A 14,638-nucleotide genomic window follows, 5' to 3' on the forward strand; every position below is an offset into this window, starting at 1 on the left:
TTCCGAACCATCATTTTCCATCGTTGCGCTTTTCCCCAGCAGGTTTATCTGATCGGCGATGGACCATACATAATAACGTGATATCATCCCGCTGGGGTTGACCGATTGTAAATTCGCGAACACTGCTCAGTATCTGTTCTTTCATGGCGCTAGCAGAATGGGCTCGGTTCGCGCGAATTACTTCGATCAAACGCTGTTCTTCGAACTCCTCATCTGCCGCGTTCACTGCTTCTGAGACCCCATCCGTATACATCACAATCCAATCACCATGTTCCAATAAAATTGTTTCCTGTTGATAGGATAAATTCGGCATCATTCCCAAAATGATCCCTCCTTTTTCCAAACGCGCAATCCGACCATCGTGGCGCAACCAGATCGGCGGGTTGTGACCAGCATTTACGTAGGTAAAACTATTTTCATTGATGTCCAAAATGCCAAAAAAGAACGTGATAAATTTGTCGTAATGAGTATTCTTAAAAATCAGATTGTTGATTTTGTAAGCCACCTCGGTTAACGACGCTTCAGCATCAATCAGTGCGTGTAGCACGGCCTGGAGATTTGCCATTAAAAGTGCAGCGCCGATCCCTTTTCCTGAGACGTCAGCAATTGCCAGACAGATTTTATCTTCACTTAAGCGAATGCAGTCGAAATAATCCCCACTGACTTGAAGGCTGGGAACATTGATCGCGTCGATATCATAATTTGTCAATTTAACACATTCCCGGGGCAGCAAATTTTTTTGGATATCCCGAGCGAGCGCCAATTCCTCTTCCAGCCGCTGCTTTTCAAGCGTTTCTTTAAATAGCCGGGCATTCTCCAAGCATATCATCGCCTCATTGCCCAGGGTAAATAAAAACTCAAGATCATACTGATCAAAATCTTGATGGTTGATCCGTTCCCCAATGGCCAAAATCCCTTTGGTTTGGTTCTGAATCCTCATGGGCACGATGGCATGAAATCCTGCTTGCTGAAACGTCGACAATGGCGCAGGGCAGCGAGCTTCAAGTTTCAAGTGAATGGGATGCTCAATGGATCCTAGGGCAGCTAATAAATCTGATGATTCAAATTGCTTAAGTTCTTCCTGATGCTTGTGTCCCTTGGAAACTGCTAATCGCATTCCCTCGTCTTCTTTCACGAAAACGAGGCATCGATTCACCATCATCTCCCCCATCACCGCATAGCTCAATAGATTGATAATTTTATTCTGGTCAAAAGTGGAATTCAATTCCTTCCCAATATCGAATAGGGTGTTTAATTCTTGGATCTTCTTGTCCAGTTGCCGATTCACTGCTTGAAGCTGCATGACCATCAAGCCGTTTTCAATAGAGGTGGCAGCGATATTGGCTAACGATTTCAAGTATTCGATTTCTGATTTAAGATACTCTTTGCCAGATATTTTTTTCCCAAACGCAATCAATCCCAGGGTCTTATCGCTGCTTCGAATTGGTAACAATAACACCAGTCGATGATGCACAAAAAACTCGAGCCCTGCAATTGAATGATCAATCAAGTCACCCACGACAAAGGGTTCTGCAATCATGGGGGACAAAAAAACAATCTGTCCCAGCAATTGCCTCGGCAATCCTTTCAGCGTTTCGACGCGCAATTGCCCATCTTCCGTATGGAGCAAAACCATCCCCCGGGTAATCATCATTTTGCCCATGGGAGTTAATAGTATGTTATCGAGGATCGACTTCAGGTTCAGCGAAGAATTTAAGGTCTGGCTGATTTCGAACAGGGACTGCAATTCCATGAGCTTTTCATCAAGGATGCGGCTGACACCTTCGCCGCCATCCAGAGCTGGTGGGGCTGTCGACTGGATTTCCTGATTAATGGCGTTCATTCGCACGATTCTTTTGCAATTTGCCGTTCTTCAAAAAATATTTCACCATTCTGACCTGCGTTTTGACACCAGGTTGCGAATCAAATTCCACCTCATCCATCAAAGCCTTCATCAAATAAATGCCCAGGCCTCCCACATGTAATTCAGCAAGATATTCTTTTACATCTTTCTGCAAAATCTGGCTCACGTCAAATCCTCTGCCATGATCGGTGATCATGATCACCAGCTTCTGATAATCAAGCTCAATAGCAATGTCGATCGGACCTTTTGTTTCTTTAGCATAAGCGTGTTTAATGACATTTGCACAAGCTTCGTCAACCGCCAATTCGATTTTGCTGATATCATCGGCATTGAACCCTGCTTTTGCTGCGATGCTGGACACAAAAAGCCGGATGATTTCAAGATTATCGGTTTCACCAGGTATCTTTAGATGATAGCGCGCTTTATTTGTGGTCACAAACTGCTCCCCGTTGCGGTCATTGGACATTGAACTTTTTTATCGCCTGTTGCTCATCATCGAAGATGTCGTATAAAGTCGGGAATCCCAGCAGATCAAACACCCGATAGATTTTTGGGGACATATTCGTCAGCTTAATATCACCTTGATGGCTGCGAATGTTCTCAATAAATCCCATGAAAACTCCCAAGCCCGCGCTGCTGATGTAAACGAGATCTTTGAAATTAACGATGATCTTGTACTTGTTTTCATCAACCAATGATTGGATTTCCTGTTCCAAGCGCGGCGCTGTGTGAGCATCTAGATATCCTTTAATATCAAGAATTGCAACGTTCCCGTTAAGCCTTCTTGTCACCTCAAACGATTCCATGTTAAAGCTCCTGGTAATTATGATTGGCAGTTGACGCGAAATCAGCACGAGCATGAGCGACTGGCTGTTCGTTAGCTTTTTGGAGAGGCTGATTTAATTTCTAAAAAAATATACAGACTTTTCATGAAATAATCAATTAAAAATTTTATCGCACTTTGATCACCACCATGGTCAAGTCATCATGCCTCGGATGGTTACCTACGAACAATTCGATCTGTTTCAGCACCTCAGCTTTTATTTCAGCCACACTTTTGTCCTGATTTTTGTAGATGATTTCGCGCAAATTCTCCTCTCCAAACTCCATTTGGCGGTCATTTCGAGCTTCAATTAAACCATCGGTATAAAGAAACAAAAGATCGCTGGGTTGCAAGGGCAAGGCGTGCTCACTTAACGACGTCTCAAAGCGGATGCCTGGATCCAGCCCAAGCCCCAGCCCGGGTGGTTCTAATATGATCGGCCCCTGATTTTTCGTACAGTGGAGCAATGGACAATGTCCCGCACGAGCGAATCGAACGATGCGCTCTCTAAAATTAAACACGCTATAAATGGCGCTGAAGAAGGTTTTGGGATCAAACGTTTTGTAAAAAATCTTATTGGCCTGAACCAATAATTCTTTCGGCGATGAATAAATTCTGCTCAGCGATTCAAGTACTCCTTTGGCTTCCGCCATATAAAATGCCGCCTCAGCTCCTTTGCCTGAAACATCTCCAATCACCACCGCCAATTCATGGTCTGATATCCAAAAAAAATCATAATAATCACCCCCCACTTCATTGGCTGGAATGCAAATCGCATCCATCTCGAGCAGTTCTAACTGAGGCATCGTTCGAGGCAGCAATTTCATTTGAGCCTCATGGGCGATTTTCAGCTCCTGTTCGTATTTCTCTCGTTCAAGCGATTGGTGCACCAATCGAGCGTTTTCAATAGCAATGGACGCATTATTCGCAAATGCCGTCAAAATAACTTTATCGTCGGGGAGAAACCCATATTCTTCCTGCTTGACAGCGAAAAGCAGACCAATTACAGCATCCCCTACAATGAGGGGAACAACCAATAGCGAACCTGACGATTGTTCCCAATAATTGAGTTTTGAGGTCAGCGGGTGTCGGCTGATCCGTTCAATCGACAATGGCTCACGATGCAGCAAAATCCAATCAGCCAATTCATTTTTAGTGCGGCTCAGCAAAGATCGAAGCAGTCGATCTGGTACTTGGTTTTGCCCAACCAACTCAAATTGTTCTGAATTCTGCCGCCTCAATAAAAGCCACGCATAATTGGCATCGGTCACTTCAATTGTCCGGGATAAAATGATTTTTGCCAATTGCTCGATATCAAATACGCCGAGAATCAGCCGTGATAATTGATGGAGCGACGAAATTTCCTTTACCTTCCGATCATAAATGCTCGCCGTGGGCAAATATAATAGCAGAACAATTGTCGAGAAAACGAGATAGACAAAAAAGAATACCAAGGTCGCCCAGGCATATTTTCTGAGCACGGATAAAGATTTGAATAACGCGCTCAGCATGAATCCAGCTTCGGAGTTGCTCGCAATTAAAACTATGATCACTATTGCCATGACTAATAATCTCAACACCAGGGAAATTAGCTTTTGGCGCTTATTTAGCACTTTAACCCATTTCTGGCGAAATGAGTTGATAACCATTAAATAGATCATCCCTGCTGAAATCAGTTTTGAAATAAGGGGCAAGCGGCTGATGCCCAAGGAGATTTCCTCAGCAGTTTCATTGATATGTGCTTCATGGCCTACCGAGCCTGCAACCAAACTATAAAGAGCAATCGCAACAAGCAACAGGAAAAAGTTCGCATTGGTGCTGCTTCTGCGATGAACGAAAATGAGATCATGCACCGCAGTTAACGCTAAAACAAGTGCGATCACGGTTATCCAAGGAACCAACACTTTTGGAATGGACCAGAATATCCCGGCGTCAGTGAAGCCAGATCGATCATAAAAAAGAATAAGAATCGTTCCAACAGCCACTGAGCCCAGAAACAATTTATCTTTTTGATGAATAGATAAATTTTGATGGAATTGTTGAAGCCAGGGCATTAAGCTGAATATTGCCAAAAGGACGACCAAATTCATAAGAAAATTTAATTGATCGGAAGTTTGCCCTGCAATCATATCAAAAATGATCACAAACCCGATTAACATCGCGGGAATTGATTTGTAGACAAGAAATCGCTTCATCGAGTTTCAGCTTTCTTTACCAAGTTGATGGAGCTCAGAAACAATCAAATTTCTATCTGGCCAATATCCAAAAATATTTCTGGCAAAGGCATCGGGAGGGTTATAAAATCCTGACGACCAACATGGTCATATCGTCATGCTGGGGTGCATCCCCAACAAACTGGATCACGTTTTCTTTTATGAAATCGATCAATCGTTGAGCGCTGGAAAATGAATTTTCCTGAATCAGGCGCTGAAGTCGTTCCTCTCCGAACTCCTCTTTTTTATCATTCATCGCCTCTGAAAAGCCATCGGTATAAAACACGAAAATATCCTGGCTCTGAATGGGGACGCTGTATTGCTCGATCACGCGTTCGAACACACTCCCCTTAGCCAGCCCCAAGGCCAGGCCTCGGGGACATAGCAATTCCAATTTATTATTGGATGCCTTTTGGATGATCAATGGATTATGCCCTGCTCGAGCAAAAGAGAAGGTCATGGCCCTCATATCAAAGATGCCATAGATCATGCTGATAAAAGTGCCTCGTTCAACGTTTTCATAAAACAACTCATTCAGATTGATCATCACCTGCCGGGGAGAAAGGACTGACCGGGCCTGAGATTTCAGGAATCCTTTAGTGAGCGTCATGTGAAAGGCGGCCGAAATCCCCTTACCTGAAACATCGCCAATCACAACCCCAAGTCGCTGGTCATCCATCTCAATAAAATCATAATAATCGCCACCGACCTCTGAGGCTGGGATACAGATACTGGCCAGATCAATGCCATCGAGCTTTGGCTTCTGCCGAGGCAGAAAGCTGAATTGAACGCGTCTGGCAATCTCAAACTCACGTTGCAACCGTTCGCGCTCCTGCCGGCGGAGCACATAGGAAGGAATGTATTTTTGGACCATTTCGAATGAAATTTTTCGATGATAACCAATGATTCCAACTGCGATCAGCGCTCCAAAAATAAGCCAAAGCATGATCCCATTCCAAAAATAATAGCTATTGGATTGAAAGATCAGAGGGTATAATTCGCGCATTAGATAATAGCAAAAGGCGCCAATCCAGGCGGTCATGAAGTCCCACTTCATAAACGCGATGATAAAGATCGCAGCAATAATGAAATTGATAACAATATTGATTAAATAGGGCGAGATTTTCAAGTCCGAATAGGCACCATAGGAGAAGACAGATAAGGCACCAGCGAGCAAAATGATAGTGGCATTCCGATTGAATTTTTGTCTTAGGGTGGACACAAAGAACAAACGAAAAACCATTTCATAAAATCCAGTGAGCCGCAATCCCTCGGCGATGACGTAGAACATAGGAACCCAACCGAACTTTGCGACCAAGCGATTCCCTGGAAAATCCATATAGCCGATTCGGAAGACATCGATCGCCTTTGTTAGAAGGGCCAATGCCCCACCAGCGATCAATGCTATCGCTATCCCTCTAAAAATTGACAGAGAAAACTGCGGGAATAAAATTGTCCTCTTTCGAAAGGCATCGAAAGTCAATAATTTTTCATCCCAAATCGCACGCGCGCTGGATTCGCTGATACTGCTCACCAATAAGAAGCCGATAAAGATGAATGGCGTGGTAACGAACAGAGAAAGCAGCAAAGCCAATAGAAGCCGGCTTTGATTGAGTGGCAGTTCTGTGATCAGTTGAAACATCCAAGCTAAAGCGATGACGATGCTTAGCACCATGTTGTTTTTTAATTCAATTTCATCTCGGCGCAGCATTTTGATCAACAAAATAATGAACAAAATGACCACCCCAATTGCAACAATTACCTCGGGAATCCCATGCAATTCCGATCGGGGTGAGCCAATTGCCAACTGTTTCGGCGGGCTAAAAGACGCACGATATTGGTTAATCCGATTCCCACGAACCGTGATCTTGACCTTTTCCGTTTCACCGTAGATCGGCTGATCGTTTTCCCAAGTGAATTGAAATTCCGAACGGGAAATTTGGCTTTCTTCTCTTGGGGAAACAAGGCGATAGCTTGCAAATCCATCGCCATGAACTTTTTGCATGAGCGTTGTCGCAATATTCAGTGCATGGTCATAATCGGTTGTATCGAGCTTTATATTTTCACCCAGATTCACCATCAGTTGAAGCAATCTCCCATTGAGGCTGAGTTGCAACGAAATGGTGTCAGTCAACGCTTTCTTAGCTTCTTCTTGCGCTTGTTCATCGTTATCATAAGACAGGCGAAACATGTTTTTCTTGGCATGTTTATCCGCCAAATCAACTTTCCAGTAATATGCAGGAATAACGTTTTCTTTAAGAATGGCATTCGTTTTTTTGAAACCGAATTGCTTCTGCAGATATCGGATTTGGTCAGAACTATGGCGCAGATTGAGATGATGAACAAATCGATCTGTATCATAACCAAGTTCATCGAGAATCCAATTAACCCGCTTTGAGATCTGTTCCTCAGTCAACGAAAATTTTATCGAGGCATCTGGAAAAATTTGAGGGTATAGCACAATATAAGCAATCAGTAAAAGCATGGCAATGCCGAACAAGAAAGCATCACCGCGTTGCAATTTTGCTTGATCCATATTCGCTAATCCTAAAATTCGATGAACAATCCTCTGGGATAATAGTAGCCTTTCACTTCTCCGATCAGTTGACCTTGGGGGGAAATTTTTAGCAAACGACCATTCCCGGCCTCTGCTATTACGCAGCAATGGTCATAAGGATTCACTTTGAGATTAGTAGGCCAGTTAAGACCTTCAAGCTCAAGCAATTGATCGCCGCTATTGTTGAAGCAAAGCAATCGCGACTTATTGGCAAAAAAGCTGAAGTCGATCACCCAGCAACAATTTAGCACTGAATCCACCGCCAGATAGCGCAAAAAGCTCCCAGTCCGCTCAATAGATAATCGGATTCGACCTTTTAAATCGATTCTGACAATGCGACTGCTATCGGCGATCCAACAGTCGCCGGACGATTGGTTCACGGACACGCTGGATGGATTGATAAAATTGGAAATTTGGCCCAATGAAATCAGGTTGGCCGAAATTTTGTGGAGTGTTTTGGTTTTGGCATCGACCACCCAGCATGAGCCCTCGCTACTGACAAAATCAAGACTCACGGGCTTTTTGAAATCGCTTTTTTCCCCGATCTTCTGACCTTGACGATTGAGTGCGTACACGCGCCCCAAATTCTGATCAGCAATCCAGATGCGATTGTTCCGCTGATCGTAAGCCAGATCGATGGGATCCCCATTCCCCAGGTCCAAAACTACCTCAGAAACAATCGGATTAACACGATAAATCCTATTTTGCAGCACATCGCTGTACCAGATCGTCCTTTGCTCTCCATCGTAGGCGATGGCCCAGGGATGACCATCCACACCGATCTGCCGAATTTCGTGGCTTCCATCGTGTGAAACTTTGATTAAACGACGATTATAAACGTCTGTTACCCAAATGTTAGTTGGACCAGGAACGATGCCGATGGTATCACTGCTAGGTGTCTCAAAATCGCCTGCCAAAACGGTGAGAAAATAGCGATATTCATGCCCGTAGTTCACCCCGCGATCGATGAATCGGTTAGAATCAGAGGGCACGAGAGAGAAAGCTCGAAATGCCGAATCCCTTGCGCTGCTGCGATACACCCGATATCCTTGAATCCCTGTCAAATCCAACCGATCCCATTGTAGCACAATCACGTTCAGGTCTGAATAGATTTGCAATCGCTGAGGCCGACCACCAGTTTTGGGGTTCTGCGGATCGATGGGATTGAGCCGTTCTCGTTCTGCGCAACCGAGCAAAAACGCGAGGAGCATAGCTATTAAAACTGATTTCATGGTTATTTTTTTCAATGAGAACGAATCCCCTTTTAGATAATTTAAAGCAACCATAGCAAAAGGATCTGTCACTCTGCGAATATAAGAAATTATTTGGTTCTACCTCATGGCTTAAAAGGTGTTAGTCTCTTAGCCATGATAAACAGAATTCAAATATTTGTTCGATGCAGAACACTTTTTCCGCTGTCCGATTAACATACAAAAAAATTTTTACAATGTCAACATAAGAAAAAAGCGGAACAACCTGACTCATTTGTTCCGCTTTTTTTAGCAATTTGATCGAACCTGGACATCGCTTTCATTTGCCAAAATAGAAAATACCAGATAGCAAGAAATTTAATTGGCTATTGGTTATCTCTGACTCGGTATAAGCATAACCATCAAAATACTGGTACTTCAAGCTGAGGGCACTATATTCGAGGGCTGCAGCCAATGTGAAGTTTTTCGCCACCAATCCAATCCCCATGGTGAGCGCAGCGCCCATTACCTGATCACCGTTTGAATCTTTATAGGGTTTTGGTTCGCTTTTGAGTCCGATGCGTAACGGAACGAAACTATTGCCAGCAGTCACCAGATATTCAGCGCCCAGACGAAACTGATTGACATTCTCCCATTCGGCTTTTTCAAATTTATCGGTGTTTTGGTCTTGCAAATCTGGCGAGGTCCAGTTCAACCGCATCTTAAAATTCGAAAACCCTCGCATCTCGTAGTCAGCGGCAACGCGTAGCTTTGGTGTTGGCTCATACATCAGGCCAATGCCGAACATGCCGGGCATTTTCATCTCCAATTCATACCCGAAGAAATCGATCTCACCACTAACATTAAGCGCCTCGTCGCGCTCTGCTTTCAACGTATATGGCGTCTTGAACACGCCACCGATCCTGAACTTACCAAGATCGGCCAAAGCTCCCAATGAGAGATTGCCGCCACTATACTGCTCTTTGGGAGCCTCAATCTCCTGATTCGTATCCCATGATGTCCATTTAGTAATTGATTTTCCCAGATAAATATTGTAGGCCAGGCCCAAGGAAAACTGGGGTGAAACCTGCACCCCTACCGAAGGTGATACCGCATCAACTCCGCCCTTCTGCTTAGTGTCGTACCAGTACTGGTTGCCATACATATCTGAAAGAAACGCCTCTTGCTTATCGAACAAATCGATCATCCGCTGAAAAGCAATACAACCGACAATGTTATTAGCGCCAATCGAAATCGGAAATGCTGCACTCACGAAGTTAACGTAGCCATGGCTAAGGCCGAGGTCTTCGACCGCCTCGTCATCAATGCTCTGATACACCGAAGAGTAGACATAAGTCGCCGAGACTTCTGGCTTCTCAAGGAAAATCAGACCCGCAGGGTTCCACGATGCTGCTGTGGCATCATCTGCCCCGCCAATGAACGCACCTCCCATCGCACGAGCGCGGGCACCGGCTCCAATGAAGTTGAAATCGATATTTCCTTGCGCCAGCGAGATCTCCATGCTGATTAGAATAGATAGCACAATCAGCAGGACAATCGTTTGAAATTTTTTCATAGGACCTCCTTCAATAAATGTAAATGACCAGATCGCATTTGTCTGAAAAATGACATCTGATATTCCGAATCTGGAAAGGAAGCATGTGGCCGAACATATTGCTTTTGACATCCAGATGAACAGACATTTTTCAGGGGTGATTTATTTGGTGACGAATTTATTACCAACTTCAAAAAATCCAGCCTTGGATGGAATAACCTGGCCCACTGAAAATTCGGGCATTACCTGGATGAGCTTAATCTGGCCCAGTTCTTGCGTCTCTTTACCCAGGACCTTTTTCGTTATGGGATGAACGATCTCTTTCCCCTCACGATATACGATGCATTTCATGCCTTTCTTTAAGCCTTTATTAGCCCCGGCATCCAGCGTCAGTTTGTCGCCACTCACCTCGATGACATAGCCATCGACGAGGGGCAAATCCTGAGAGATCTTTTGCGCCAGGCGATTGATCATCTCTTTCAGGTCCTGAATCGAGGTTCGGTTGCTCATTTCATCTTGGGCCGTAATGATCTGGGCGGTCTCTGTATCGATCAACCGAGCATCGATCGCGATGTTCGAACCAGCTCGCGTGATACTGCCCAACACAATAGCGTCCACACCGATCCCTTTGCCGATCTCCGCCGCAGTCGTTGCGTCGAGAATGCCAGACATCCCCAATTTCTGTTCTTCTAAGATCTTCTCCAATTGAGTACGCTCAAACAATTTGAATCGGTTCAGGTTGTAAAACGTCGTCATCATTTGTTCCACAACATTAATTTCCCCGATCTCTCCACCCAGTCCTTTGGTTTGAAACGGCAACACGGCAATCCCCATGCGTTCGCCGACCAATTTTTCTGGTTCTGGTGCAGTTACGACGGTTGGTGCAGGGGGGGCAATTTTCTGATCGCTTTTGGGAGGCTGGATCACAACTGGTGCTTCGACCTTGGTGGGAGTTGAAACACCGAGCTTCAGCAGATACTCTTGCGCTCGGGCAGAATATTCCTGTTGCAGCGACAACAGAAGTTCGGCCTTAGCAAGATCATGTTGGCCCAAATGGAAATAGCAAATACCGATCTCCCGATGCGGGAAATATTCGATAAAATGCATCCCATAAGTCTTGATGGTTTTAACATCGCGGTTCTGAGTTTTCAGTGCTTCTTTGAAATTTTCGATGGCTTGTGCCCAGTTTCCCAGCGCCATCTGCTTGAGACCATCTTCATAATAGTTGTACCATTTTCCCCCAGCGAACAAGGTCGATTGCAAGACATACACAATTAGTATTGATAAAACGAATCTGTGTTTCATGGCGTAGGTCCCATTTTTGATTTTCGTCATCAATGATTTTTTCGGAAGCGCTGAAAGATATTAACAAAAATAAAAAAAGTCAAGTACAATTTCGACGTAGCTAAAATTATTCATGGTCGAATTTTATCAAGGAGGTGACATGATAATTTTTTAGCTGGTTGACCCCATTCAAGAAGCTCAGTTCGATTAAAAAAGCGATGCCAACGACCTGACCACCAAGCCTTTCCACTAAGCGACACGCGGCGGCCACGGTGCCACCCGTAGCCAAAAGGTCGTCGACCACCAGGACCCGCTGCCCTTTCGCGATGGCATCTTTGTGGATCTCGATGGCATCGGTACCATATTCCAAAGAGTATTGTTCGCGCACCGTCTCGGCAGGCAATTTGCCCGGTTTCCGAACGATGACCACCCCTTTTCCCCATTTATAGGCCAACGCTGAGGCAAAGATGAACCCGCGAGCCTCAATTCCCAGCACCAAATCGATTGTTTCTGGGGCATGCAGTTCGGCCATTGCTTCGATCGCCTGGTGAAATGCCGCACCATCTTTGATTAACGTGGTAATGTCTTTGAATCCAATTCCCGGCCGGGGAAAATCGGGCACAGTCCGAATCATCGCTTTGAGTTGTTCCATGTGCGTTTCTCCTCTATTTCTTAGGGCTTCGTTCATAATGAAGTGAGTGCCAATTTTCGGTATTGATGGAGCGAGATGAGATAAAAATATAGGCTCGCAGTGCCGGGTTTGCAGAAATAATTTGGCTAAAAGGCAATCCGAAAATCATGATATTTATTTTCGAATTTGCGCCACGTTACTCTCACATCCACAACGCGCGAAGCACGATTCCCCACTCGCAGCACATCGATCAATTCCTCAATCATCCCGCGATCACCTTCAACTATAACCTCCACTTCCCCAGTGTAAAGGTTTTTCACGTAACCAGTCAGGCCTAATTTTTTCGCCTCCCGCTCAACAAACCAACGAAACCCCACCCCCTGAACCAAACCTGTTACGATGATATGAGCACCAACGTCCATAGCACTCCCCTCTGCTTAGCGTTGCCAAACGATTCAAATCAAAATTCATGGAGCAATGAAAGAGAAGATCGGCTATTCGATTAATTTGAACGCTGTTTTTACAGCCTGCTCAGCGCTTTCCACTTGGATGATCTGCGAAAAATGCGGCCAGGTATGCAACCCTACGATTGGCTTGCCAAAGCTCAACGCAAAGGCAATTTCGGAAAGAGTACCATATTTTCCGCCAATGGCGATCAACACATCCGCTGAGCGAACGATGATGAGATTCCGCGCTTCCCCCATGCCAGTGATGATGGGAATATCCACATATTGGTTCGCATCGGATTTTTGTGCGCCCGGCAGCACTCCAATGGTTACACCACCAGCCGACTTGCAGCCGAAGCATGCTGCTTCCATGATGCCGCCAAGCCCGCCGCAAATTAAAATCCCATGCCGTTGGCCAATATAGTAGCCCACTTCCTCGGCAGCCTGCAAAAGCTCGGGAGGGCAATCTTTACCCTGGCCAATTACTCCGATGATTTTTGTGGTTTTTGTGATCATGGAAAAAGCGTGCTTCCCATATGAACAAAAATATTCTTAACCTTTGCTGTGCTCTCAGTCAGCTCAATTCAAAATCACCACGTTCATGGCATTTTTTCTTTGACCGAGATGATCGCTGGCTAAGAAAAAGAATGGCTCATTTTCAAAAGCTTTCGCGATCAATCATAGCGGCCGAATTGTTTCACATTTTTTTATCAGATGATCATGGTTTTAACCGGTAAATTGTCCGCGGAAACGGAATCGCCTCACGAATGTGTTTTAGGCCGCAGATCCAGGCCACCGTGCGCTCGATCCCCATCCCAAATCCCGCATGAGGGACAGAGCCGTATTTTCGGATATCCAAATACCAATCAAATGCCTCCATCGGTAAGTTATGATGTTGGATCTTTTGCGTCAAAATGGTGAGATCATCTTCCCGTTGACCACCTCCGATGATTTCACCATAGCCTTCTGGGGCGAGCACGTCAACGCATAGCGCTTTGGTGGGATCATTAGGGTCGTTTTTCATATAAAATGCTTTGACCGCTGCTGGGTAACGATGCACCATGATTGGTCGATCAAATTTCTCAGATATTACCGTCTCATCCGTCCCGCCAAAATCATTGCCGTACTGAAACTCCAGGCCTGTTTGTTTGATAATCTCAACTGCCTCGTCATAGCTGATCCGTGGAAAGGGTCGTTTAACCGTCTCCAACTTCGAAATATCCCGCTCCAATACTTTGAGCTCCGAGGCACATTTCTGAATCACCGTCTGCACCACATATTCGACAAACTCCTCGGCAATGTCCATATCCCCATCGAGATCGCAATAGGCCATCTCTGGTTCAATCATCCAAAATTCTGTCAGATGACGCCGAGTTTTCGACTTCTCTGCGCGAAAGGTAGGACCGAAACAATAAACTTTCCCGAATGCCATGGCCGCAGCTTCCATATAGAGCTGGCCACTTTGCGTCAAATAAGCCTTCGAGCCAAAATAATCGGTTTCAAACAAGGTCGTGGTACCTTCACAAGCCGCAGGGGTAAAAATTGGGGCATCGACCAGCGTGAATCCCTTGCCATCAAAAAAATCCCGACAAGCTCGGATCACTGCATGGCGCACGCGCAAAATCGCATGCTGCTTGGAAGAGCGCAGCCACAAATGCCGCAAATCCATCAGAAACTCTATCCCATGCTCCTTCGGGGTGATTGGATATTCTTCGGCAGATTGCACAAGCTCCACATTCTTCACCTGAATCTCGTAACCTATGGGCGAACGCTTATCAGCCACAACCTTCCCAGTCACTAAAATCGATGACTCCTGAGGTAAGTTATCGCATAGATCAAATACCGACTCCGGCACATCGGCTTTGGAAACGACCGCCTGGATCGTGCCAGTCCCGTCCCTGACCAATAAAAAATGCAATTTCCCACTCGATCTTCGATTATATAGCCAGCCGCTGATCGTTACATCCTGTCCTTCAAATTTGGATATGTCTTCCACGTACGTATCGTTTTTCATGAATACTGCTCCTTCGGTGGTTAATTCGTCTGCAGTTGCTCGGATTCGATAGCCTTCTCAA

Annotated in this window: 12 protein-coding genes; all 12 read right to left on the reverse strand. The window is 45.2% G+C overall.

The features are described from left to right. Positions 1 to 10: 10 nt before the first annotated feature. Entirely contained in the window at positions 11 to 1,843 is a 1,833-nt protein-coding gene (locus tag ONB37_14790; GenBank protein MDZ7401420.1) for a SpoIIE family protein phosphatase, read from the reverse strand. Next, positions 1,830 to 2,300: an ATP-binding protein gene (locus ONB37_14795; GenBank protein MDZ7401421.1), complete on the reverse strand. Its 471-nt coding sequence runs from the start codon at positions 2,298 to 2,300 to the stop codon at positions 1,830 to 1,832. Before ONB37_14795 ends, ONB37_14790 begins: the two co-directional genes overlap by 14 nt. Positions 2,301 to 2,319: 19 nt before the next feature. Next, positions 2,320 to 2,670 carry an STAS domain-containing protein gene (locus ONB37_14800; protein MDZ7401422.1) on the reverse strand — a complete coding sequence of 117 codons (351 nt, stop codon included), beginning with the start codon at positions 2,668 to 2,670 and terminating at the stop codon, positions 2,320 to 2,322. A gap of 145 nt (positions 2,671 to 2,815) precedes the next feature. Then, positions 2,816 to 4,882 (reverse strand): SpoIIE family protein phosphatase, encoded by a 2,067-nt coding sequence (locus ONB37_14805; GenBank protein MDZ7401423.1) that lies wholly within the window; start codon positions 4,880 to 4,882, stop codon positions 2,816 to 2,818. A gap of 100 nt (positions 4,883 to 4,982) precedes the next feature. Beyond that, the gene (locus ONB37_14810) at positions 4,983 to 7,436 is read right to left on the reverse strand and encodes a PP2C family protein-serine/threonine phosphatase (protein MDZ7401424.1); all 2,454 of its coding nucleotides are present in this window, start codon (positions 7,434 to 7,436) and stop codon (positions 4,983 to 4,985) included. A gap of 11 nt (positions 7,437 to 7,447) precedes the next feature. Continuing rightward, positions 7,448 to 8,689: a hypothetical protein gene (locus ONB37_14815; protein MDZ7401425.1), complete on the reverse strand. Its 1,242-nt coding sequence runs from the start codon at positions 8,687 to 8,689 to the stop codon at positions 7,448 to 7,450. A 298-nt stretch (positions 8,690 to 8,987) separates the two neighbouring features. Continuing rightward, positions 8,988 to 10,223: an outer membrane protein transport protein gene (locus ONB37_14820; protein MDZ7401426.1), complete on the reverse strand. Its 1,236-nt coding sequence runs from the start codon at positions 10,221 to 10,223 to the stop codon at positions 8,988 to 8,990. Between the two features lie 141 nt (positions 10,224 to 10,364). Further along, complete coding sequence (locus ONB37_14825) at positions 10,365 to 11,507, reverse strand: hypothetical protein (protein ID MDZ7401427.1); 1,143 nt, start codon at positions 11,505 to 11,507, stop codon at positions 10,365 to 10,367. A 106-nt stretch (positions 11,508 to 11,613) separates the two neighbouring features. Beyond that, positions 11,614 to 12,138, reverse strand: coding sequence for an adenine phosphoribosyltransferase (locus ONB37_14830; GenBank protein MDZ7401428.1), 525 nt, complete (start codon positions 12,136 to 12,138; stop codon positions 11,614 to 11,616). A 125-nt stretch (positions 12,139 to 12,263) separates the two neighbouring features. Next, on the reverse strand, positions 12,264 to 12,539 hold the full coding sequence (locus tag ONB37_14835; GenBank protein MDZ7401429.1) for an acylphosphatase: 276 nt from the start codon (positions 12,537 to 12,539) through the stop codon (positions 12,264 to 12,266). Between the two features lie 72 nt (positions 12,540 to 12,611). Continuing rightward, positions 12,612 to 13,079: a TIGR00725 family protein gene (locus ONB37_14840; GenBank protein MDZ7401430.1), complete on the reverse strand. Its 468-nt coding sequence runs from the start codon at positions 13,077 to 13,079 to the stop codon at positions 12,612 to 12,614. 202 nt (positions 13,080 to 13,281) lie between these two features. Beyond that, positions 13,282 to 14,577: an asparagine--tRNA ligase gene (gene asnS / locus ONB37_14845; GenBank protein MDZ7401431.1), complete on the reverse strand. Its 1,296-nt coding sequence runs from the start codon at positions 14,575 to 14,577 to the stop codon at positions 13,282 to 13,284. Between the last annotated feature and the right edge of the window lie 61 nt (positions 14,578 to 14,638).

The sequence above is a fragment of the candidate division KSB1 bacterium genome (assembly GCA_034506395.1).
GTDB lineage: Bacteria > Zhuqueibacterota > Zhuqueibacteria > Thermofontimicrobiales > Thermofontimicrobiaceae > Thermofontimicrobium.